The sequence below is a fragment of the Desulfitobacterium elongatum genome, from assembly GCF_055378975.1.
The window spans coordinates 2977261-3000940 of the sequence record NZ_AP038772.1; the positions used below are offsets into that span (position 1 = coordinate 2977261).

The window sequence follows — 23680 nt, forward strand, 5'->3', positions numbered from 1 at the left end:
TGCGGCGGTGAGCTACTTAAAACTGAAATTGTCTTACCGTGAACTTTCGATAATCATCCTCTAGAGTGCCCATATAAATATCAGTTTCATAGTTCCCCTCAACGACTGCACCTTCTCTGTCAATACCCTCTATAACAAATCCACATTTTTCGTAACATCTAATTGCTCTTTTGTTATACTCCAAAACTCGTAAATACACCTTATGATATCTCAATATATTGAATCCATAATCAAGTACCAGCTTTGTAACTTCCGTTCCTATTCCCAACCCATATTTAGTAGTGTCAAATATTCCGATTGAGTACCTTGCTTTGTTATCTTGGTTATATGGAGTTAAACCGACTTCGCCAATGCAGTATCCATCATACTCTATAACCCACTTGCATGGATGAGACAATATTTTCTCATACCACTTATTCCCTCTTAACTCCGGTAGATCACTCATATATTGACCTCACAAACCACTATTTAATAAATACTTCAGCCGTTTCGTCTAACGTTCTGTGAATTCCCGACGCGTCCCAACCCGCTTGCATAATCCTCTAGTGTCGGGAATTCGGTGTTATCCGAAGCCGTATGCCCCCAGATTTAGCGGCCGCCACGGACGGCGGCCCCTTGAATAAACAGCCAATAAGATTTCACATTAGTACATTTACCCAATTTGCAAAAGTATGGGATATTCCAGGTGCGACAATATTTTCCGTTTTAATCATTATATATCCCGTAATTAAGCTAATTGGTATAAGAGAAACTGAACTTATTAGCGCTTCTAGAGGAGATAGTCCCAATGCAATTCGCTGTGGGATGTGAATGAGAGCCATCAAAATTGAAGTTAAAACCCATCCTTGCCATTTTCCGATCCATCCCATTAAGCGAACCTGTAAGAATCCCCTATACATGAATTCTTCAGAAAAACCTGCTATTGCATAGTAAAGCAATGCCCAGAAAGCACTAATAGTTAATTTCTGCCCGACATCTGCAAGATTATTTAAACCAAATAATAAGACAATGGCAATAATAAGTACGGCCAAAATAGTACCTATCCATAACGACTGTTTTAAGTTATGCTTTGATATACCACAGCTTCTCCATGTTTCCTTTCTAATTCTTTTAATAATAAATACTGGAGATAGCATAATCAACCAAGTAATCATGATGTTTATTACTTTATTCAGAGTATAACTAGTAGTACTTAAATCACTTTCCGAAGCATTTTGTGTACTAATTGATAACATTAATCCTGTGATCATACAGGAACTGATTATTACTGCGCCTAGTGCATATAATGCACTTTGTTTAGGATACGAAAGCTCAAAGCCTTTATATTTAACTTTCATAACTCTAGATAAAAGACTCACAACTACACCTAAAACAAAATAAACCAATAGCAAACCTGCTGATTCAAATAAAGTGCTACTATTAACCATTATCTCTCCCCCTTACGGTACCAGCAGTAAGGACTGAGCAAATTAGCGGCGTATATTTACACTTTAACCCGCGCATGGACGCGCGGCTTTTTGCGTACGGTTTCGGATAACGTTTCGCGTATTCCCGAAGTCTGGTTACTACGTTCATATTTTCTCAGATTTTAGGAATACGCTGTTCTACGACGTATCGTGCCCCCAGACTCAGGCAGCGCCATGGACGGCGCTGCCTTGAATTCACCCGGAATACAATCTACTGCGCAAAATAAGAAAGATGCGTAACAATCACAACATATAAGCAGGTAAAATACTAATTATTATAAATTCTTTTTCATACATACACTATTTATATTTCCTATATATGGTTCATAATTTTCTATTACGCCATATCCAGTATTTTTATATAGAGTAATTGCTTCATGTTGTTTTATTCCCGTTTCCAACAAAGCATATTTATATCCTGTACTTTTTCCTAATTCTTCTAATTTGCTAATTATTAATTTTGATAATCCTTGTCGTCTATTCTCTTTTATTACAAATATTCGTTTAAGTTCTATAGTGTTAATATTGTGTTCCTTAAATGCTCCACATGCAACAGGAACTTTATCTTTATAAATAATTACCACATCATTTATATAATCAACTTTGTTATGTTTCTTATATTGCTCTTGCAACTCTCCATATCGTTCATTAAGGTCATCATCTAATAATTTTATAAGTTTCATAAAATCAGTATTCTTACTATCCGTTTTTAGTATTTCTAAACTCATTTTATTTACCTCCATAAATGTTAATAACTTAATTTGTCATATCCTACTACTGCGAAGAAATACTGCAAATTCTTTTCGTCCGCGCCAAGGATGGCGCGCCTTTCGCACGATATGTCGTAGAACGTCTTAGTAGTGTATCTGAAGTTGAGCAAGATTTCCTAAATTCCATAATCTTTCCTCATCCTCAATTTCAGATACACTATTGTTGAACGATGCCGCCCAGCGTTCTATGGGGATTCGATCTTGGAGACCCCCATGAAGATAGATCGAATTGATTCTTCAACGTTCAAAAACTGCCATTATATCCACGCAACTTGGAAGAATCTGTAGAATACTTCGCTTTGAATAGGCCAAATACCTGTTTTTGACTCATATTCTTTAAAAAAGGACAGACCTATCCCAGTAAACTGTCAAGTTAAGCTACAAAGTTAGCTGGCGGAGAATAAGCCTTGGGTACGATGAGTTCTCTCCTAATCATTTGGCCGGCATTGCACACCGGACATGCTCGAATATCTATTCCTTTGATCTGTAAAATTAACTCTTCCCAAGTTTGCTTTATCGTTTCTTGGTACTCCCTTTTAATCCCGAATATGTCCTGACACCTTGTTAGTTTTGTCTTTCTACTTCGATTACTAAGAATCCCATAATGCCTAATCTTTACAAATTTAAGGGGTAATACATGGAGTAGAAACCTACGGATAAATTCTTCTCCGTCAAGCTCCATAATTTTATGTTTGTTATGGTCGGCATAGTCTTTCCATTTAAAGCTAACACGTCCATTCTGGAGATTTAGAATTCTATCATTGGATATTGCAACTCGATGAGTATATCGGCCTAGATATTCCATAACTCTCATAGGGTTACTAAACGGTTCTTTACAATAAACAATCCATTCCTTTTTGTAAAGAGTGTCAATTAAAATTTTCAATTCCTCAGAGTCTCCAAATCTTCGAAGTTGACCCGGAAACTTTATCTCTCCTTTTTGGCAAGCTTCTTTAAGGTACGCCATGAACTTTCCGCGGTAAACCCTTGAAATGACTTTAATAGGAATGAAAAAATTCTTTCGTGAGTGAATCCACCTTTCTCCGTCTAAGGACAATCCACCGGCTGGCACAATGCTATGTACATGGGGGTGATCCATCAAGTTTTGTCCCCAGGTATGAAGTATAGATATATGCCCGATTTCTGCCCCTAAATATTTAGGGTCCTTTCCTAATTCGGTTAATGTTTCTGAGGATGCCTTAAACAAAAGCGTATAGATTTGTTGCTGATTCCTTAAGGCAAACGCATTCAAATCGTCTGGTATCGTAAAGACAATATGAAAGTATCCAACGGGTAGTAAATCATTTCCTCTGGCTAATAGCCATTTCTCCCGTACCAACCCCTGGCATTTTGGGCAATGTCTATTGCGGCATGAGTTATATGAGATTTTAATGTGTCCACACTGGTCGCATTCATCAATATGACCACCTAGTGCAGATGTCCGACAACGTTCAATAGCATTCATGACTTTATGCATATGTTTCGTTAGTTTGTGGTACTTACGGTAGTTGGGTCCAAACTCTCTAAATATATCGGCTACCTCTGCCATTTGGAACTCCAACCATCAAGTGGACTTTTTATCTTAAGCAGGGTTTCTTGTTTTAGGTGAATATACATAGAGGTTGTTTTGGTTGAATTATGACCCATTAGCCTTTGGATATAGTAAATATCCGTACCAGCTTCTAGTAAATGCGTAGCAAAACTATGCCTCAATGAATGTACCGAAACATTCTTTGTGATCTGAGCCTTTTCTTTACTCGTTTGAAATACCTTTTGAATCGTTCGAGTTGTAATAGGCTTATCCGACATGGTACTAGGGAAAAGCCAAGTTTTAGGTCGGCACTGCTTCCAGTATGTTCTTAAAAGGGATAGATTGACTTCAGATAAGATCGTATATCGGTCTTTTTTACCTTTCCCTTGTCTTATTCTAATTTGCATACGTTTGCTATCTATATATCATTGACTCTCAGATTAGCAGCTTCACTCACTCGTAGCCCTGCTGCATAAATAGTCATTAACATGGTACGATGCTTAATATTTGTGGTGGCTTTTAGAATGGCTTTAATCTCTGAAGTAGCGAGTACCTCCGGAAGTTTTTTACTCTTCTTTGTTCTCGGTATCGTGAGATTGTTCCAACTTCTCTGCAAAGTAACCTGGTATAAAAACTTTAAAGCGCTATAAGCACCGTTTATGTAGGAATCGCTTCTTTGTAGAGATACTAAATAATGTAGAATTTTTTTATCTCACTTTCACCCAAGTCATATGGGTATTTTCCAAAGTGGTTAGCAAACCCCTCGACTCTTTTGATGTAGGAACTTAGAGTATTTGGACTATAGCCCTTAAGCTCCATATCCGTTTTCATCTTAGTTCTTAATTCGCTCATACTTAATCTCCTTTACAGGTTTTTGGGTATTCTTACCTAAAGGAGATGGATATAGCCCAATTAGTTCCGAAAACTAAAAAAGACCCTTCTAAAAGAGCCACCGCGATAGCGGTTTTGTTCAACGTGGGATTCCCGTAATGTTTATTCGTCTAAACTCCAATAGTTATAGGATTCCCGTAATAAGTTCGTCTACTTTACATTTAGGCGACTTAGCGTCTTGGTCCAAATTACTCATCGTCTAGCTTGAATACTAGACTCCTTACTTCGAAGTTTTCTACATTTCTTCACCATCAGCAGTTTCCTGCTACAGCGGAAATAAGAAGATTATGTATTAGAAGTTCTTTTTTAATATAAATTCTCAAGGCATTAATGAGTAAAGATAAAGTATTAGTTATCGTTTAAGTGCTTCACAATTTCCTACAAATGCCAAGTAGCTTCCACAAGAAAACCCGTCCATGAGCGTATGTCTAATATTTCTTATTATACATTAAATTACAGAAATCGGTTCATTTACCTCTTGCTTATTGATACTAACCCTTATGGAAGTGCTAATTCTTTGCTATTTTCTAACTTGACCAGAAACGAGCGGGATAAAGCAAAATCAGCAGATGCTACAAAAAAATCTGCTGATTCATGCTAAAAGCTAATGACTTATCCAACCAGATTGGAATCTTTATCTTGCGTCAAGCCCGCTGCAACCTTCTTCGTGGTGTCTGGTTTTTTCTGTTCTGCCGTTTCAGCGCTCCAACCTTCTGACATCATTTTTGCCATGACTTGAGCTGCGTTGATGGCATCATCCAGAGCTGAGTGAAGAATTCCAATCTGTTCGATAGCATTCTCCTCAATTGCCCTTTTTAAAGAGGCTCTCCTGTCTAAGGAACGAAACGATTTATAATCTTCGGCAAGATCGACATAGTTCTCATAGATAAAGGGGTACTCCAAACCATACTTTTCGCAGCAACTTCCCAATACCTTTCGATCAGCATCTCCCCAGGCGACGAGCCAAGTATCTCGCTCTGGAGCCAAGGTTTGAAGATGCGTGATCGCTTCTTCAAGGGTTATCCCCTGATCGACATCCTCCTGTCGAATTCCCGTGATCGCATAGCTTTCCTCCGCTAAGCGGGGCCAAAAGCGCGGTTTTACAAAAGCACTATAGGTTTTATCCGATAAATTTCCGTTTTCATCCATAAGGATTGCCCCAACTTCGATAATTTCTTGAAACCAGGCCCTCGGTTTTCCATAACTCCTCGGGACTGAAAACTCGAAATCGACGACCAGGAAGTTCATTCCTTTTCCCCCATCCTATTTGACAATTCCTACTTATGTCAATTCTCTATTTCTAGTATAAATCAAGTTTTGTTCAATTGAAACAAAACTCAAAGAACATTTTCCATTTAACCAAAACTTCTCAATGATTCTCCAATTCAAACTATGTTATAATCGACAAGCACTCATAATGTACAAGTATTTGGGTCAAAGGAGGTACTCTATGCTGAGAAATCGGATTTCATACCTAGTTCTCGCAGCCTTTCTCTTTTTGAATCTCTATCCAGTAGCACCCGTTCTAGGCATAGAAACAACCTCAGGAGTTTCTAGTGCCCCTACGGAAAGGCTATATGGCAAGGATCGTGTCGCAACTTCCATAGCCGTTTCCCATCAAGGATGGACAACTTCGGACACTGTAGTTCTCAACGAATTAACGAATTATGCCGATGCAATTTCGGCTACTCCTTACGCCGTTCAACTGGATGCTCCTGTCCTTCTTACTTCTGGATACACACTTGATCCACGGGTCCTCGAGGAACTGAAGCGCCTGAAGGCCAAGAAAATTATTCTGCTCGGTGGAAAGGGTAGGTTAACAGCTTCGATTGAAAAAGAACTAACCGCTCTTAACTATTCTTGGGAACGAATCGGTGGAGCCGATCGCTATGAGACTTCTGCCCTCATCGCTCAGAAGGTAACCAGTGACTCCATGATTCTAGTGAATGGGGACGATTTCCCAGATGCACTTTCTGCTGCATCCTATGCAGGAATCGAACAAATTCCGATTCTACTCATGTCGAACCCGGATTTCCCGAAGAAAGTCTCTGACTATTATAAGGATAAAAAACCATCGCAGGTTATTGTCGTCGGTGGGCAGGGTGTCGTTCCAGACAAGCTTCTCCAAGAGCAAAATATCCCTGTAAGCGTTCGCTTGGGTGGTAAAGACCGCTATGAAACCGATGCTCAGCTCTATGCCTATGCTAAAAACTCCTACACCTCAAATCAGCTCTATCTGGCCTCGGGTGAACAATATCCTGATGCAATGGTAGGAACTGTATTAGCCGCAAAAAACAAGTCGGCACTTCTCATTACGACCCGTTACGATTTACCCGCGTCTATCGTCCCAATTTTTGATCCACAAAAAATTTCTAACCTGAAAGTCTTTATTCTAGGTGGGACTGGAGTTGTTTCAGGCAAGATTCAGGCCAGACTCGAGGGAAAAGACTTCACTCAGGTTTTGCTTATTGGGAAGACCGTCGTCGTCGATCCTGGCCACGGTTCACCCGATCCAGGAGCCAAAGGACCCACTGGAACGTTAGAAAAAGATAATAACCTTGCTATTGCCCAATTTCTAGCCGAAGAGCTAAAGACAGCCGGTGCCAAGGTCATATTAAGCCGCACCAATGATAACTCCCCTGCCTATGCTTCAGGTGCTGAGTATACAGAAAAAGCTGATCTACAAAAGCGCGTGGATATCGCCAATGAGAACAATGCCGATCTATTTATCAGTATTCACAACGACTCTTGGCAAACGGCTCATGGTACGTCTACGTTTTATTCTTCAGAAAATCCGAGTGCTTCAAGTTACAAATTAGCCCAACTCATCCAATCCCAATTGACTCGGGAAATCGGTACACAAGACCTCGGAGTAAAAGACTCTCGTCTCTATGTATTAAGAAACAACACCATGCCTGCGGTTCTCGTAGAGGTCGCTTTCATTTCCAATCCAACCGAAGAAAAACTCTTAGCGGACGAAGCCTTTAGGAAAAAGGCAGCTCATGGAATTAGCCAAGGAGTTCTACAATTCATACGCAGTGAAGAGGGAATATAATAAGGAGGGGAGTGTTGCAAGACTACTTTTTAAGTAGATAGCGGCACTCCCCTTTTCGTATAACGCCAATGTAGTGAACGTTCTTGACCGTTCATTGGGCAACGGCTTCATCAATTTTTTCAATTCGGGTTAAGGCAGAGGGATGCGTGTAAATAAACCACTCAATAAAAGGTGGAGGGGATAAATCGGAACGATTCCTAAGCGCCAGGTTCATCTGCAGGCTTATCGCCGCTGTTGTATCTCCTGTTAGGAGAACAGAAGTCTGATCGGCTTCAATCTCCATCTGCCGCGAAATCGAGTTTTGAATCGGACTGCTCACAAAGGTAGCTAACACTATGAATAACAGAAAAACGCACCAAGCCATCGGAGGATAGTGATTACCCTTTATTCCTGATCTCAGAACAAGGTAAGCACCTCCCCATACGATAAAGCTACCCAATATTCCTAAGAGAATGCCTTTGACGATATGCCCTTTTTGCCAATGAGCCATTTCATGGGCGATAACCGCTTTGACTTCTTCGAGGGAATACTGATTCAAAAGATTATCATAGAGAACAATCCGCTTGGTATGACCTAACCCTGCAAAATAAGCATTAGCCTTCGTCGTCCTCTTACTTGCATCCATGACAAGGATTTCATCGATTTCTAAGCCCGCTTTTTCCGCAAGCTCGTGAACCATACTGGTGACTTCAATATTTTGAACCGGCTCAAAATGATTAAAGAGTGGGGCAATCACAATCGGCCAAAGCACACTTTGAATAATAAGCCATGCAGAAAAGAACAGTGCGCCCATGATCCACCACGTTCTGGGCCAAATCCTAAAGGCCCCGAACAAAAGGAGAACTCCTACTCCACTAATAATCAGATCTAAACCTGCTTCTTTCAAAAAATCTAGCCACCAGGACCCCATCGATTGAGTCGAAAATCCCCAGAGATGCTGCCAATAAAATCCGTTAAAGAAACTCAAAGGAAGACTAATTAGATTTAACGAAGCCCAGATGACGAAGAAAAAGGCGAAAATTCCCAGACCTTCTTTTCCCCGTGCCCATTGCTCACAGATCGAAGAAAGTTGCCAAGCACGTCCAGATCGAATCAGCCAAGTCAGGAAGGCCGCCTGCAACAAAAAGCCTAAAATATAGGTCAATCTCGGCCCTAGGCTATAAGCACGGCCACTTTGGATGTTTTCCGCTTTAAATAAGCTCAAAGCCTCTGAATTCACTGGCCCAGGAAAAAGCGTGAACCATAAGTAAAGCGAACTAAACAGGAGGGCTATGGAAATTAAAAAAATCCATAGCGCATTGGCTCGTGTCTGCAAATTTCATCCCTCCTGTGTATGCAGTCTAACAATCTTTGATAAGATTTGCTCCCAGAACTGCAATGACATTTCCCTCTTTATCACGAACTGGAAGAGAAATTGTTACTACAGGATAATTATTATGTGAGACAGCTGAAAAATATGGTTCAGTACAATAATTTTCTCCCTTCTTTGCGTGCAAAAACCAAGCACGATAGGAACGGTTCGTGTTCGAGGAAGAAGTTGTAAAAATAACCTCTCCGTTAGGTTCTACGAAGTGCAGCACATCAAGAATCGGTCCTTTTGCTTTTATAAGCGCCTCACGGCATTTTTCACGCTCTAACTTTTGGAAAATATCCTGCTTCGCGAGTGACTCAAGCTGACTAAACCCCTTTTGAATTTTATTTTTTATTTCAGGACTTATTCCGTCTTTTCCTTCAGCTAATTTAGTCGAGAGTTTTCTAAGATCTTGCGAAACTTTAACCAACTGCTGAGAGGCTGTTTCTATTTCCCCTTGTGAGTTTAAAAGTTCTTCTGACATGGAGGCACTACTTTGCGCCTCGCTCATACTCTGTTCCGCCAAGACAGCAATCTTACGAATTGCAGAGTCGACGATTTGTGAACCTTCATATTGCTCGACGGCTAAGAGCGTTATTTCTTGGACTGCTTCCGCCATTGGAGTAAATTCCTGTACTAAATTCCCTAGGAACCCTTGGGCCGAGTCGACTTCTTGAACATCTGTTTGAACCTTGAGGAAGTTCTCTCTTATGAGTTCAGCGAGGGAATGCATTTCCTTTAGAATGGTATTAACGATTTGGTTGATTTCCTTGGCCGCTTGTTCCGATTCTTCGGCTAGTTTTCGGACTTCATCAGCAACAACGGCAAATCCTCTTCCATTTTCTCCAGCTCTTGCTGCTTCGATGGCCGCATTAAGTGCCAAAAGATTGGTCTGGCTCGCAATCTCACTGACTGTTCCTACAATATGACTTATCCTTGAAATCTCTTGCTCTAATTCAGTAAACCCTGCATAGGACTTTTCACTGGACATCGCAGTCTCTTCAATTCCTTGATGTACCCGTTGAAACACCGCCTTCATTTGCTGGACGGACTGTTCAAGGGTCTTAATCCTGACAGAAGTTGTATTCGCTTTATCTTTTACAGTATTCGACGAATTTACAAATTGCTCAACTTGTCCTTTAGCAACGTAGATATTGTCCGTTTGTCTTTCCGAACTTGTTGCAATTTCGGCGACCGCGTGTGCGACTTGTCGATTACTTAAATTTGCCTCTCCAATATTATCCTTTAAATTGGAGGCAGATACATAAGTTTTCTCAGAAGCTGTTAATATATCGCTCATCATGGAACGAATACTACCAATCATCTGGTCACCCGTCTCAATGATAGGCTGAAACATTTTATCCTTAACTTCTAAATGGAAGGCGACTGTAAAATTTCCCCCAGCCAATTGATGTAGAACTTGATGAATCTTTTGGTAAGGTCTTGACAGATGTGTCGATATATACCAAATATCTAATACTACGAGTAGAGTAACGGTAGTTACTAAAATTACCCAGCCAAAGGTTGTGCTTACAAAGGTGCTACCCAAACTTAAACTGATCACTGGCAAGAATAGATTTCCTAATACCCATGGAAAGAATTTTGCTAAATACATGGACAAGCCTCCTTTAACTTAAAAGGTTTCATCACTTTTGATATTTCAGGTGAACAACCCGTCACTCATGTAGCCAAAACTAGAACCTTGCCATACTCCCTAGTTCTGCTACAGTTACAGCAGGCAGGTTTTTGAATATTACTCCCTTCACCTTTTTATATTGTTGCAATTTTGGTGCCAAAAAAACTGTCCAAATTTTTAGCTTTTTGAAATTTTTAAAAAGTTGTAGAATCAATCAAGTTTCCATAAAGTAATAACAATATATAAATTTTACAAAATCAAAATAATATTAATATGAAAAATTCATCGTTAACAAATGAAACGCATGGTGTTTCATTTGTTCCACCGTTTCAATATTGTTTCATCAAATAATAATAAGATTGTACCTGGAGCTAACCGACTACCCCACTTTTAAAAATTATACAAAGACCACTAATTTCGACTATAAATTCCAAAATTCTCTTTTTTCAATTGAATTTTATGTAATTAAGAAACTTAGGAATTTCGTTTCAGTACAAGATAAAGCCCCCCCATCATTAGGAGCACTCCAGTTAAGCGAGAAAAACTGATGGGATTTCGCTCCACTCCTAAGAAACCAAAGTGATCAATAAGCATACCGGCAAGCATCTGTCCTAAGACGATCGAAGAAATTGCTGCAGCAACTCCAATCCTCGGGACAGCTAAAATAGAACACGTGAGATAAATAGCACCAAATACTCCGCCGAGAAGGAGTCCCTTAGGAGCTGAGAATACGCCGAAAAAATTCCCTTTCCCTAAAAATTGCAAAGCAATGATTAAACCAAGGGTCCCCACAAGGAAAGAAACCAAGGCCCCTTCGATTCCGCCGATTCGTTTTCCGAGAGCCCCATTGATGGGTGTCTGAATCCCAGCCATGAGACCTCCTAATATTGCCATTGCTACATAGAACCACTTCATCCTTTTTTCTCTCCTCAATCGATCTGTTTTTCCTTCATTATACACGAAGTGCAGAAAAGCTTGCCACGTTAGCAGCAAGCTTTTCTTAGTTTTATTCAATTTCTTGTTTTTAGAACCTTCGACTTCCTTGTTCTCCGCTCGACATCTAGGATTGAGCAGGGATAAAGGTTTGACATTCTGTTTGCTCTGCAGTACTGGATACTTCGTTTTGAATTTGAACATGGTCTGCTTGACATAGCTTAGCTGAGTTATAGGTACAATTCACAGCATTACAGCGTACTTTGGGATCCATGACTTGGTCTTCAGAGACGACTTGCTGTAGAGCACCACTGTAATTCATATTGCCCATGGAGGATACATAATTCCCCATGCTTTTCGAGCTGAAGGTCCCACAAAAGGTAGCTTCTCCTCCCTTAGTGTCTCCTCCTTGGACTTCGATTTCTTCGGCGGAACAAAGTTGACTACGATTGTACAAACAATTTTCGGCCTCGCATTTGAGTTGAATGCTCATGGTCATTCTCCTTCCACATTTTAGGATTAATTTGTATGCTTAGTGTCCCCAATCTATGGTTCAATATTCCCATCTAGAGGATGACACGGACCCAATGTTCTTGCCCATCATCGAGTAGTTTTATCGGGAATTGTCCAGGATCTTGATCGAAGAAGACCTGTTGAACCCCTCCCATCCGTCTGTGGGGATTTTCGACACGAATCCGATAAACGCTTGATTTATACCGATACTCCATCTCATAGCTTGGCCAGTGGTCTGGAATACACGGCTTCAAAGAAAATTCTTCCCCTTGCTTATCAAATCCCAGTATTCCCTCTAGGCCAGCCTGGTACATCCAACCTGCTGCTCCAGTGTACCAAGTCCAGCCTCCTCTTCCTGTATGAGGAGAGATTGCATAGACATCTGCTGCCATGACATAGGGTTCCACTTTATAGCGGGCTACCTCTTGCGGCGTACGGGCATGGTTTATCGGATTAAGCATGTTAAAGAGTTCGGCCGCCTTGTTTCCTTCGCCAAGCATGGAGAAGGCCAAAACCGACCAAATCGCTCCATGCGTATACTGACCGCCGTTTTCTCTCACCCCAGGGACATAGCCCTGGATGTATCCAGGATCAGGGTCTGATTTTATGAAGGGCGGAGTCAAGAGAAGAAGAATTCCTTCTTCTTTCTTCCAGAGATAATTCTCAAGGGCTGCCATAGCATCTTTAGCGCGGCTTTCCCTAGCCCCTCCCGAAATGACACTCCAGGATTGAGCGATGGCATCGATCTGACACTCAGGGTTTCGCGCTGAACCGAGAGGAGTGCCATCATCAAAGTAGGCGCGACGGTACCAGCCTCCATCCCAGCCCGCTCTCTCCATGCTTTCCTTGAGTTGTTGAACCCGTTGTCGATAATCCTCTGCTCGGCTGTGTTCCTTACGTTCATCACAAACCCGCGCGAACCGACTGAGTGTCGTGATTAAGAACCAGCCTAACCACACACTTTCCCCTTTACCCTCGATGCCGATGCGGCTAAAGCCATCATTCCAATCCCCTGAGCCGATGAGAGGTAGACCATGTTCTCCGAGCTTAATCCCCCGTTCAAGGGCACGAATACAGTGCTCATAGACCGTTCCCTGTTCTTCTGAGACCTGAGGGATGGAATAGCGCTCATCCTCTTCTTCTCCCAGACAGCAATCCTTCAGGAAGGGTGTGACCTCCTCGAGAATCGAATAATCCTCAGTATGTTCGATATAATCAGCTGTGACAAAGGGCAGCCAGAGTAAATCATCCGCGAACTTCGTGCGAATTCCCTTATTAGCCTCCTCATGCCACCAATGCTGTACATCCCCTTCGATAAACTGGTGGGCACAATGCCTTAGGATTTGTTCTCGTGTGTATTCCGGAGAGAGACTTGCAAAGGACATGACATCCTGAAGTTGATCTCGGAAACCAAAAGCCCCTCCTGACTGGTAAAAGGCTGAACGGGCCCAGATCCTGCACGCTAGGGTCTGGTAGAGAAGCCAGCGGTTCATGAGCAGATTCATCGACTGATCTGGAGTATGGATTTGAAGCTTACCCAGATGATTATCCCAGAACTTTACGACCTCTCGATAAGCTTCTTCCACTCGATCAACATTACGGAACTCTTGAATTAAAGCCAGTGCTTCTTCACGATTATCCCCTTCTCCCACGAGAAACAGAACTTCCATCTCCTGATTGGGTTCAAGCTCTATGACTCGCTGGAGGACTCCACAGGGATCAAAACCCGCGCCATAACTTCCAGAGAGCTTTTCTAGCGTCGCACCTTGGGGCTCACTGAAATCTCCATTTCGTCCAAGCCACTCCTCACGATCACCAGTATACGAGCCACACTCTCCACCGAAGCCACTTAAGAAGGCAACCCGACCTGCGAACTCTTCTTGGTAGGTATTCCAGGCCAAAAGTGCTTCACTGGGTTCATGGAAATCGGTCACGATGTAAGGAGCGGTGAGTTCCCGAGCAACTCCTAAGACCCATTCAGCATAGTAACTTACAGTAAGCCTGCGCTTTGCTCCTGAATCATTCTGAAGGAGTAACCGAGCAATCTTCACAGGTTTATCCATGGGGACGTAGAGCAAGTAATCTGTCTCTATATCAGAGCTCCTATGCTTAAACCGGGAGTAACCCTGACCAAAGTGAACCTGATAGGGTGTTCCTTCCCGAAGGGGAGCTGGGGTCGGACCCCAAAGGGCACCTGTTTCATCATCGCGAATCACGACTCCCTCTCCCACCGTATCGAGCACTGGATCATTCGACCAAGACGTCAACTTATTCTCCCGACTGTTACCTGACCAAGTATACCCAGCACCAGACTCCGAAATCTGAAAGCCGAAGTGTGGATTAGCAATCACATTAATCCAAGGCAACGGGGTATGGGTTCCTTCCTTCAATTCAAGCACATACTCCCGCCCATCCTGGGTGAAGCCGCCAAAGCCGTTGAAGTAAAGGAGCTGGTTTTTTAACTCAGTTATCGTGATAGAGGAATCTAACCGTGTATTGGAATCTCCCGCTACCCGCTCTACCCCATATCCACCTTCCCTTACGCTCAAGGAATGTGGAGAGACTTCCGAGGCCTCCTTCCCCTTTTTCCTGAGTTGTACCGTCAAGGACCCTTCCTCAGCAGCCAAGATCACGCGGGCAACGGTAAAGAGTAGGGTGAGAATTTCTGGTGGAATATGGCTTTGCTGAAGGAGAAAAACTCCCCCAGGTTGTTTGACCCGATCGTGAGAATGTCCTGCTGAAACTAAGTCTTTCAACGCATCTTGCAACGCTTGAAGATAACCCGTTTCATCCTCATTGAGAAAAACTAAATCAACGGAGAGGCCCTTCATTTTCCAATACTCATGGACCTTGAGAACTTGCCGAACAAATTCTATGTGTTCCATGTTCTTTACCTTAACGAGAACGATGGGCAAATCTCCTGAGATTGCGTAGGGCCATAAGGCAGACTGACCTTTGCTATTCTCCTTAAGGGTGCTCGAATAGGCTCTTCGTGCTGGGCTTAAATAGAGAATTTGCCCTCCAAGACTTAGGGCTTCATTGGCCTGATTGGCTGTGATGTTCAGGTGTTTTAACTCCATCTGACTTTGTGTCCAAGCCAATTCGAAAGCCCGGTTTACAGTCGCAGCTTCACGATACTTTTCTGCCAGACGAATGGTACTCTCCCGTTCCTCTGCAATTCCAGTGGTAAACGTTATCCTGGCAGTCTGCCCTGGCTTTATAATCATCCGTTGCCTTAAGCTCATAATGGGATTGAGTACGGCACCTACTGAGTTCGACAGAGGCTGATTGAGTTCAAGCGCCTGGGGATTCTTAAGACTTCTTCCCCGTCCGATAAATCGAGCTCGATCCGTCTCGTATTGAAGTGAGCCAACCCCCTCACCTTCGAGTGCTAAGGTATGCATTAGCCAGCTGCGGCCTTGTTCTGGTCGGCGTGGCCTACGGGAGGCAAGTATCGCCTGATGCGTATACTCCGTTTGAATAAAGAGATTGGTAAACGCAGGATGAGCTAAGTCATCATTGGAACGCGTAAGTACTGTTTCAAAATAACTTGTAATTTCTAATTCCCGCGTCGAGGAGCTGTGATTGGTTAACGATATTCTACGAAGCTCTACTGGGTCCTCAGGCGATACGACAACTTCCAACTTCGTACTTACGTTTCCATCTTTTCTGTAATACTCCACACGATCCGGAGCATAAGTTACTTGATAATCTTCTCCCCGATTCCTACAGGGTTGATACGTAGGGGACCAAAAATCTCCTGAGTTTAAATTCTGGATGTAGAAATACATTCCCCAGGAATCCCGAGTGACATCCTCTCGCCACCGTGAAACCGCTATCGTTCCAAAGCGGCTAAAGCCCGATCCTGAATTCGTAAGCATGACAGAGTACTGCCCATTCGAAACGAAGTGGGTCAAGGGAACAACCGTATCGACCTCTGTATAGGTCATAAAACGATTCCCTTCCGTCTCGAATCCCTCTTTCCGTTCTAGCGCCTTCACGTGTACTTCGGGAGGAGGAATAATCCTCTGCCCCACAGGGACCCGCTCTTGTAATAAGAGTTCACTGGCTTGAACAAGGGGATCCCGATGGAATCTTTTTTGCATTCGTCCTTCACCAAGGACATTCCCCAAAGCAAGAAAGCTCATCCCTTGATGATGTGTCATATAACTTTTTATGATCTCGTACTCTTTCTTAAGGGCAATTCGCTCACGAGTGTAGTCGATGGCTTCGAATAATCCAAAACGTCCAGTAAACCCAAACTCCGCCATCTGCTGAATATTCTTTAAGCTAGCTAAGGGGGCTACCTGTAAGGCCATAAAGGTTGCATAGGGGGCAAGGACAAGTTCTTTAGTCAAACCCCTTTTTAGACCAAGGCCTGGGACACCAAACGCCTTATATTGGTAATTCAACTGGGGGTCAAACAAATAATACCCTGATTCCGAGATTCCCCAGGGAATTCCCTGACTCTCTCCATACTGTCGCTGAATCTCAACGACGGCCTGATAGGTCTCATCTAAGAGGGTTCCGGGAAAATTCCGCATGAGTAAGAGTGGCATGAGAAACTCGAACATCGTTCCACTCCAGGAAACCAGACTTCTCTGACCCTTGACCTGAGTTAGGGAGCGCCCTAGATGAAACCAATGGGCTTGCGGAACATCTCCTTTGGCGATGGCGATGAAGCTCGCTTGACGAGCTTCTGAAGCCAATAGATCATAGTAGGAGGAATCGAGCATCCGATCAGCCACCCGATACCCAATCGAAAAAAGCTGCTTTTCGGGATTATAAAGCGGTCGAAAGTTCGTTTCGAGTGCAATTCGACGTAAGTCTGAGGTAAGACTCTCGACTTTCTCCATAAAGTCTTTTAGGGCTTGTTCGGCATTCCGACAGACCATCTTCAGTTCCTCAGAGCTGAGCTTCGGGCAGATTTCCTGGGCGTAGCGAAGTTGAAGTTCCCTTACCCCAACCTGTCCTAAGCCCTGTAGGGAGAGTCCTGGCTCCCCTAAACTCTGTAACGCCAAAAGCATGGTTCTCGGATAAAAACGTTCGAATTCTTTATTTAAGGCTTGAATCATATGCTCTAGCCGCGTGACCCAAAATCCTGTTTCCTCAGAAGAGGACGCCTCAAGAGAGTCAAGCTCCAGAGGGAGAGACCAATGTTCCAAGAAACTCTGCCAAAACCATAAATCCTCAGAATTCAGGAGTAAATCCTCGATTTCTGTGCCCAGTGCTTCTAATTTCTCGGGTACGTTATCTTCTCCCCAGGAACCCCTTGCGATGTGATAGGTATCTTGGAGGCCTTTCGCGACCTGGAGACTAAGAACCGGCTCTTCCAGGAGCTCTTCCGCTCCTTGACTTAAGCTGAGTAGTGAAACGACGAGATTTCCACTATCCACCGTCGAAATATAAAGCGGCTGGAGGGGGTGTAAAGTGAGTGTGTCATACCAGTTATAGAAGTGGCCATCCCACTGTTCTAACTGTTCAAGCGTATTTAAGGATCCACGTAGGCGAGTTAAAGTATCACCCAGAGTAAGGTATCCCTCATCACGGGCAGCTCGATTCGCTAACATTGCTAACCCAATATTCGTCGGCGAAGTTCGATGCGCGATTCCGTTTGGTGGGTCGATCTGAACGTTATCGGGGGGCAACCAATTTTCTTCGGCAGTGACATATTCCTCGAAAAATGCCCATATTTTACGGGACCAAAGACGGAGTTCAGCCTGGTTCTCTTCAGAAAGATCCTTCTCCATTTTATGCGGTAAACTTATCCAGTAGGCAAAGTAAGGGGAAAGTCCCCAAAGAAGGGCTACAGGTAAAAAGAGGATCAATCGAGTGGGGTCATAATAGAGAATTCCTGTCAGGAAAACGATAATCACACCCCAGGTGGACCACATCGAACGGAGTGAGGTCTGAAAACTCAAATCGAGTCGCGCCTCTGTATCTGCTGCTGTCTCCCACTCGAGAAGATTGCGCTTTGTCACCCCTTGACGTAGCAAACTACGCAGGATTGCATCCAGTTGAAGAACGGCTTGATAGGCTAAGGTGGAGAATCGAAACACTCCCTGAAGCACTGCCTTCTTCAGTTCCTGCCTGGTCGAAAAGGAATTCTCTTGCCATTTAACCAAAGGATTCAAGAGTTGAATGAGGAGTGGCCAGAAAATCCCCATCAGAACAAAGCCAATCCAATAATACGGGTTTTGCTCCAGGAGAGTGAAGGCAAGGTAAAGCAGTAACACCTGACTCGGCGCTTCGAGGCTGCGCCGTAGATTATCGAAAATCTTCCATTTACCAAGGGTAGAAATATCTTTGAAAAGCCAGGGCAGTATTTGCCAATCTCCTCGAGTCCAGCGATGTAAGCGTTGCATATAGGCGGGGTATTTGGCGGGATAACCGTCAATCAATTCGATATCTGTGACTAATCCAGCACGCGCATAGATTCCCTCGAGGAGATCATGGCTGAGAATTTGATTCTCTGGAAATGCTTCGCCAGTAACCCGATGAAAAACCTCTACATCGTAGATTCCCTTGCCTGTGAAGCTGCCTTCACCGAAAAGATCCTGATAAACGTCCGAAACTGCGGTCGTATACGGATCAATTCCGCTATTCCCCGAGAACAAGGAAGCAAAGCGTGACGCCCTGGCGCTGAGAACCGATACGCCTATTCTCGGTTGCAATACTCCATATCCCTTAACAACGTTTCTTCCGTCCTCTCCTAAACGGGGGATATGAAGGGGATGCGTCATCGTTCCAATGAGCTTTTTCGCCACACCCCTTGGCAATTCCGTATCTGCATCGAGGGTGATTACATAATGAATCTTCGGAAGAACCTCTAGTTTCCCGATCTGAACAGTATAGCTCGTTGTCCCCTCTTGTCGGAGTAGACGATTAAGTTCAATCAATTTTCCACGTTTACGCTCCCAACCCATCCAGGTTGCTTCGGAAGAATTCCATAGTCTCGAGCGATGAAGTAGCAAAAAGGCATCCTCACGATACTTCAGATTAAGAGCTCTAATCCGTTCTATTGCGGCCTCTAGAAGCTCTTTATCCCCGCTCATCTCTGGGGAAGGGGCATCCTTAAAGTCACCTAGCAAGGCAAAATGTAGGTGGGGATCCTGATTGGCTAGATAGTAAACCTCGAGCTGCCCTAACAGCTCTTTAACTCTCTCGACACTCGTTAAGAGCGTCGGAATGACGACCAAAGTCCGAAATTCAGAAGGAATTCCTTCTCCAAATTCTAGTTTAGGAAAATACGCTGGAGAAACAATGCGGTCGACGAGCCAATTCATGAGGGGGATTGTGAGGGCTGTTACGGGGATGAGCAGCACGAAAAGGCGAAATATCCACTCTCCCCAACCTTCTACTCCGCCTAGAAAAGGAACCGATAAAAGCTTAAGGAGGAGGAGTGTCGTTAAAAAGATTCCTCCGAGATAAAATTCATGTGGCTTATTCCGCAGACTGCGCTTAACATCGCACCAGAACCGACGGATTCTTCCCCATTCTTTCTCAAGCTCAATTTCTAATTCGGAATACCCCGCACTAAATAAGTCAAACCCAATATGGGCAAATTCAGCGTTCGGGCTTTCAAAACGCTCCTTCGCTCGATCGAGAAGCTTTCGTGCCACCACCAATTCTGATACTTGGAAAGACCGCGCCACTTTTTCAACGAGATGCCGATACTTATCCCTTGATTCAAAGTCCATCCTTGGATAAATTCCTGAAGGATCAAGTTCGAGCATCTTTTGGACGGGGCTTATCTCTTCAAAGAAGCGTGGCCAATTCTCCTCGGCAAGAAATCGAATACTTGTTATTGCATGTCCCATGGATACTTGATAGATGGCTTGCTTCTGATGTTCTAAGTGGGCCAACCCATCCATAGATATATCTTCCCGACTGAGAACTCGATTAAACCAGTTGACCAGTGGAGTCGAGTCGCTACCCAATTCCCGCATTCGATAGAGTAATCGTTCTGCATACGCTGTGGAGTTGTCAGGGACGGCATTTACCGAGTTCAGCTTTCCTTCCCATTCTTCTGTCGATTGCTCCCCCGCTAGAAAGGGAGTAATCCATGACTCCGCTTTTTGTCTTTCCTTCTGCGTCAGAAGTACCTGCTCAGCGAGACGCCGTACATTTTCTAAGAGAATAATTTTAAGCATGATGGGGAGTGCCCATAATTCTCCACTGGTCAAAGGTTGCACCGATTGATAAGCATTGACAAAATCTCGGAGAAGCTCACCATTGACTTGGCTATCTGTATGCTCAACTAGCTCTCTCATCAGGATAAAAATACGAGGCACCCCTTGCTCTTCTCCACTAGCTAAGCACGTCAATTCTCGTTCATACTTGCGGGGTAAGTTCTTCTTAATATCCAGCCTCAGATCCTTGAGAAGGTAGAAGTTATCGAGAAACCACTCTGAAGCCGGTACCCAATCTTTGGTCTTATCTTCATATTCGGACATCTCTATCCGTGCCTTCTCAAGAAATTTGCTATTTTCCTTAACTCTCGGAAGTAATCGACTACATCCTTGAAGGATACCCATCTGAATATGGGACTGCGCAATTTCTATTGCATGTTTAAGTAGTTCGTTGCGATTTAAAGCAACATCTCGTAACACTGGATTTACGAGCAAATTCGCTTTAACCCTCATAGCCACACCCCATACCTCTGCTTCTTTTTGTCTAACCTTAAAAATTATGTCCATTTTCCTCCAAATCATGCGCGAATCGGAACGGTGGAGAGATATGAAGCGCAAATAAAAGTGGGAGTGTTGCCAAACTACTTGAGTAGCTAGCAACACTCCCCTGTTTTATTCGTGTGAATGTAGGGAACGGTTTTAACCGTTCCGAATCTTTAAATCTAGACGTTATCGCAATGGAACAGTTAAGACCGTTCCTATAATTATTAACCAAAACGCTCTTCAAATTCTTCAATCGAGAGTAATATCTGACGTGCCTTACTTCCTTCATACCCTCCGACGATACCATTTTCCTCAAGCAAATCCATCAAGCGAGCTGCACGTGCATAACCGATTTTCAATTTTCTTTGCAAGTAAGAGACTGACGCCACTCCCATGGTAAGAATGAGTCGACCTGCATCCACAAAGAGTTCGTCATCTATTCCAGGACCCTCTGCTTTTCCTGCAGTCATAATGCTAGTGAAGCCCTCCGGATCGAGATACTCTGGACGTCCCTGGGCCTTCCAGAAGCTAATCACTCTCTGGACTTCCTCATCCGCAACCATACATCCTTGAACACGCACGGGCTTATTCAAGCCTTGGGGAGAGTAAAGCATATCCCCCCTCCCGAGTAGCTTTTCTGCACCCGTTGCATCAAGTATCGTCCGAGAATCAATCTGTGAACTCACCGCAAAGGAAATCCGACTGGGTATGTTGGCCTTGATCACTCCAGTGATGACATCGACAGAAGGACGTTGGGTGGCGATCACTAAATGAATTCCTGCAGCTCGAGCCATTTGAGCTAAGCGACAAATGGCTTCTTCTACTTCATCCGCAGCGACCATCATTAAGTCCGCTAATTCATCGATAATAACTATGATCCAAGGGAGGGCTGGAGCTATCTCACCTAGCTCTTTTCCTTGCTCCTGTGCTTTCATACGATTATAGCGTTCAATGTCACGTACTCCAGACGCTGCAAAAAGTTCATAACGGGTTTCCATCTCCTTGACTACCCATTTGAGGGCGGCAGCGGCCTTTTTCGGATCGGTAACGACCGGGGCGAGGAGATGCGGAATCCCATTATAAATACTGAGCTCAACCATCTTCGGATCCACCATTAAGAACTTCACTTCATCAGGCCGAGCATTAAATAACAAGGAGTTAATAAGTGCCGTAATACAGACACTCTTCCCTGAACCCGTTGAGCCAGCGACCAACAGGTGCGGCATCTTCGCTAGGTTCGCGACGACAGATTGATTGGCGATATCCTTCCCTAATGCAATCCGCAGTTTAGAGGAATTCTCACGATATTCTGGTGTTTCCAAGACCTCTCGAAAGTGTACAGGACGGGGCTTCTTATTTGGCACTTCGATTCCTATGGCGGCTTTGCCGGGAATCGGGGCCTCAATTCGAACATCCCGGGCAGCTAGCCCCAGGGCGATATCATCCGCTAAATTAACGATTCGGCTAATCTTCACTCCCGGTGCGGGAGCTAACTCATAACGAGTAATCACCGGTCCACGTGCAACGCGTATAACCTTTGCATGGACTCCAAAGTCCTCCAAGACACGCTCTAGGTGCTGTTGCGTTTCTGGATCATAGACTAGGGGAACTTGAGGAAGTGCATCAAGTAGCTCTAAATCAGGCAATTTCCAGGCCACAGGCTTTTCCTGATTCTCAATTTTCTCTTCCATTGCCTGAGTATCCTTCATAAGACTACCCAACACAGCCGGCATCACAGCGCTCGTAGAACACTCAGAAGATTCATCAACCTCTTCAACAGGATTCGTCTCAATCGCTTCGACTGCAGTGCCCATCTCAGTGGATTCAACCTCAGTGACCGCCATAGTAGCTTCAAACTCCGTGACCGTCCCCATTGTTGCAGCCATGGTGATCTCTTTTCCCTTACCCATCTCGTGATCCAAGGCCTGAACTAAGTCGGCGCCCCAATTCACGATCGTTCGAGCTCCCTTATGTGGCCCATCCTCAGTCGTTGAAGCCTCTACCTGGGGTATCTCAGTTCCTGTCTTTCCCAGTAATTCGGCTCTTTCCTCTGGAGATACACCGACTGAAGCTTTCCTCTCTAGCTTGAGAAGGTGAGCTACCTGTCCTGGAAAGCCCTTCGAATCAGGATCTGATACATCCGCAAGATTTGGGGTTTCCCATTCTCGTTTGGGCGGAAATAATCTTCCCGCATCCGGTCGGGCATAGCTCTTAAGTTCTTCTTCAAGCTCTGCACTCACTTCATCAAAATAACCTGAGAACCCACGTATGGGAGTCAATCGTGTACCGAGGGGTTTGAAGGAAAACTCGTTTCCTTCCTTAAAGTAGGTCGAAAAATCCTTTCCGACGTCCTCGAGTTCCTCCAGAGGGGCTTGTCTTTCAATCTCTGGACCCTCAGATGAGGAAAAATACTCATTAAATCCTTTTAAGCTCACCAGCTTAGCTTTTGGAAGAGCAATTCCAGAATCAAACGAGGTTAAAGACGGACCTTCGTCATCGTTTCTATGTACTGCTTTCTTTGCTCTGTTTGAATCTTGTCTTGATTCTTGCTTTATTTTCACCTTTTGCTTAGGTTTACCCTGTCTTTGAGAACTACCTTTTGAACGTAATATTCCAGCCTTTGCACTTTGATTCTTCGGCTGAAATGAAGTGGATACCCAGGTTAAAAAAGCAAGAATGAAGAAAATGAATGGCCCGAACCATGCCTTATCACCTAAAGGATATTTCAAGAGAGCGTATATTTCTCTCCCTATACTTGTAATTCCTAGTTCTCCTAGCAAGCTTAAAAAACCAAATAGTCCTAATAGGATTGCAAGTACTGGCCTTACTTTACCTGAAGTTCTATGTTTTCTCGACACA

At 43.8% G+C, this 23680-nt stretch carries 15 protein-coding genes; 1 reads left to right on the forward strand and 14 read right to left on the reverse strand.

The window, feature by feature from the left end:
- Positions 1-16: 16 nt before the first annotated feature.
- The 8 genes from ACZ42W_RS13885 to kapD form a co-directional block, all read right to left on the reverse strand.
- Positions 17-445 (reverse strand): GNAT family N-acetyltransferase, encoded by a 429-nt coding sequence (locus ACZ42W_RS13885; RefSeq protein ID WP_464165942.1) that lies wholly within the window; start codon positions 443-445, stop codon positions 17-19.
- Positions 446-638: 193 nt separating this feature from the next.
- Positions 639-1427, reverse strand: coding sequence for a CPBP family intramembrane glutamic endopeptidase (locus ACZ42W_RS13890; protein ID WP_464165943.1), 789 nt, complete (start codon positions 1425-1427; stop codon positions 639-641).
- A 314-nt stretch (positions 1428-1741) separates the two neighbouring features.
- Positions 1742-2194, reverse strand: a complete 453-nt coding sequence (locus tag ACZ42W_RS13895; protein WP_464165944.1) for a GNAT family N-acetyltransferase — start codon at positions 2192-2194, stop codon at positions 1742-1744.
- Positions 2195-2609: 415 nt separating this feature from the next.
- Positions 2610-3785 (reverse strand): IS91 family transposase, encoded by a 1176-nt coding sequence (locus tag ACZ42W_RS13900; RefSeq protein WP_464165945.1) that lies wholly within the window; start codon positions 3783-3785, stop codon positions 2610-2612.
- Positions 3773-4174 (reverse strand): tyrosine-type recombinase/integrase, encoded by a 402-nt coding sequence (locus ACZ42W_RS13905; RefSeq protein ID WP_464165946.1) that lies wholly within the window; start codon positions 4172-4174, stop codon positions 3773-3775. The genes ACZ42W_RS13900 and ACZ42W_RS13905 overlap by 13 nt, the downstream gene beginning before the upstream one ends.
- An 11-nt stretch (positions 4175-4185) precedes the next feature.
- Positions 4186-4383, reverse strand: coding sequence for a tyrosine-type recombinase/integrase (locus ACZ42W_RS13910; RefSeq protein WP_464165947.1), 198 nt, complete (start codon positions 4381-4383; stop codon positions 4186-4188).
- Positions 4384-4454: 71 nt separating this feature from the next.
- Entirely contained in the window at positions 4455-4619 is a 165-nt protein-coding gene (locus ACZ42W_RS13915; RefSeq protein ID WP_464165948.1) for a phage integrase N-terminal SAM-like domain-containing protein, read from the reverse strand.
- A gap of 651 nt (positions 4620-5270) precedes the next feature.
- A complete protein-coding gene (gene kapD / locus ACZ42W_RS13920; RefSeq protein WP_464165949.1) occupies positions 5271-5906 on the reverse strand; it encodes a 3'-5' exonuclease KapD in 636 nt (211 codons plus the stop codon).
- Positions 5907-6108: 202 nt separating this feature from the next.
- Between kapD and ACZ42W_RS13925 the strand changes: the two genes are divergently transcribed.
- On the forward strand, positions 6109-7713 hold the full coding sequence (locus ACZ42W_RS13925) for a cell wall-binding repeat-containing protein (protein WP_464165950.1): 1605 nt from the start codon (positions 6109-6111) through the stop codon (positions 7711-7713).
- Positions 7714-7804: 91 nt separating this feature from the next.
- Here the strand turns inward: ACZ42W_RS13925 and ACZ42W_RS13930 are convergent, their stop codons facing one another.
- From ACZ42W_RS13930 to ACZ42W_RS13955, 6 genes are all read right to left on the reverse strand, one after another.
- The gene (locus ACZ42W_RS13930; RefSeq protein ID WP_464165951.1) at positions 7805-9028 is read right to left on the reverse strand and encodes a M48 family metallopeptidase; all 1224 of its coding nucleotides are present in this window, start codon (positions 9026-9028) and stop codon (positions 7805-7807) included.
- A gap of 25 nt (positions 9029-9053) precedes the next feature.
- Entirely contained in the window at positions 9054-10679 is a 1626-nt protein-coding gene (locus ACZ42W_RS13935) for a methyl-accepting chemotaxis protein (RefSeq protein WP_464165952.1), read from the reverse strand.
- Between the two features lie 495 nt (positions 10680-11174).
- Positions 11175-11615, reverse strand: a complete 441-nt coding sequence (locus tag ACZ42W_RS13940) for a DMT family transporter (RefSeq protein WP_464165953.1) — start codon at positions 11613-11615, stop codon at positions 11175-11177.
- 145 nt (positions 11616-11760) lie between these two features.
- Positions 11761-12126, reverse strand: coding sequence for a DUF1540 domain-containing protein (locus tag ACZ42W_RS13945; protein WP_464165954.1), 366 nt, complete (start codon positions 12124-12126; stop codon positions 11761-11763).
- A gap of 73 nt (positions 12127-12199) precedes the next feature.
- Positions 12200-20845, reverse strand: coding sequence for a glycoside hydrolase family 94 protein (locus ACZ42W_RS13950; RefSeq protein ID WP_464165955.1), 8646 nt, complete (start codon positions 20843-20845; stop codon positions 12200-12202).
- A gap of 200 nt (positions 20846-21045) precedes the next feature.
- A complete protein-coding gene (locus ACZ42W_RS13955; RefSeq protein WP_464165956.1) occupies positions 21046-23679 on the reverse strand; it encodes a DNA translocase FtsK in 2634 nt (877 codons plus the stop codon).
- Position 23680 lies beyond the last annotated feature (1 nt).

What these genes read in the sequence shown, in the direction of transcription:
- ACZ42W_RS13885 (WP_464165942.1), bottom strand. Translation starts at nt 445, where the DNA reads ATGAGTGATCTACCGGAGTTAAGAGGGAATAAGTGGTATGAGAAAATA.
- ACZ42W_RS13890 (WP_464165943.1), bottom strand. Translation starts at nt 1,427, where the DNA reads ATGGTTAATAGTAGCACTTTATTTGAATCAGCAGGTTTGCTATTGGTT.
- ACZ42W_RS13895 (WP_464165944.1), bottom strand. Translation starts at nt 2,194, where the DNA reads ATGAGTTTAGAAATACTAAAAACGGATAGTAAGAATACTGATTTTATG.
- ACZ42W_RS13900 (WP_464165945.1), bottom strand. Translation starts at nt 3,785, where the DNA reads ATGGCAGAGGTAGCCGATATATTTAGAGAGTTTGGACCCAACTACCGT.
- ACZ42W_RS13905 (WP_464165946.1), bottom strand. Translation starts at nt 4,174, where the DNA reads ATGCAAATTAGAATAAGACAAGGGAAAGGTAAAAAAGACCGATATACG.
- ACZ42W_RS13915 (WP_464165948.1), bottom strand. Translation starts at nt 4,619, where the DNA reads ATGAGCGAATTAAGAACTAAGATGAAAACGGATATGGAGCTTAAGGGC.
- kapD (WP_464165949.1), bottom strand. Translation starts at nt 5,906, where the DNA reads ATGAACTTCCTGGTCGTCGATTTCGAGTTTTCAGTCCCGAGGAGTTAT.
- ACZ42W_RS13925 (WP_464165950.1), top strand. Translation starts at nt 6,109, where the DNA reads ATGCTGAGAAATCGGATTTCATACCTAGTTCTCGCAGCCTTTCTCTTT.
- ACZ42W_RS13935 (WP_464165952.1), bottom strand. Translation starts at nt 10,679, where the DNA reads ATGTATTTAGCAAAATTCTTTCCATGGGTATTAGGAAATCTATTCTTG.
- ACZ42W_RS13940 (WP_464165953.1), bottom strand. Translation starts at nt 11,615, where the DNA reads ATGAAGTGGTTCTATGTAGCAATGGCAATATTAGGAGGTCTCATGGCT.
- ACZ42W_RS13945 (WP_464165954.1), bottom strand. Translation starts at nt 12,126, where the DNA reads ATGAGCATTCAACTCAAATGCGAGGCCGAAAATTGTTTGTACAATCGT.
- ACZ42W_RS13950 (WP_464165955.1), bottom strand. Translation starts at nt 20,845, where the DNA reads ATGGACATAATTTTTAAGGTTAGACAAAAAGAAGCAGAGGTATGGGGT.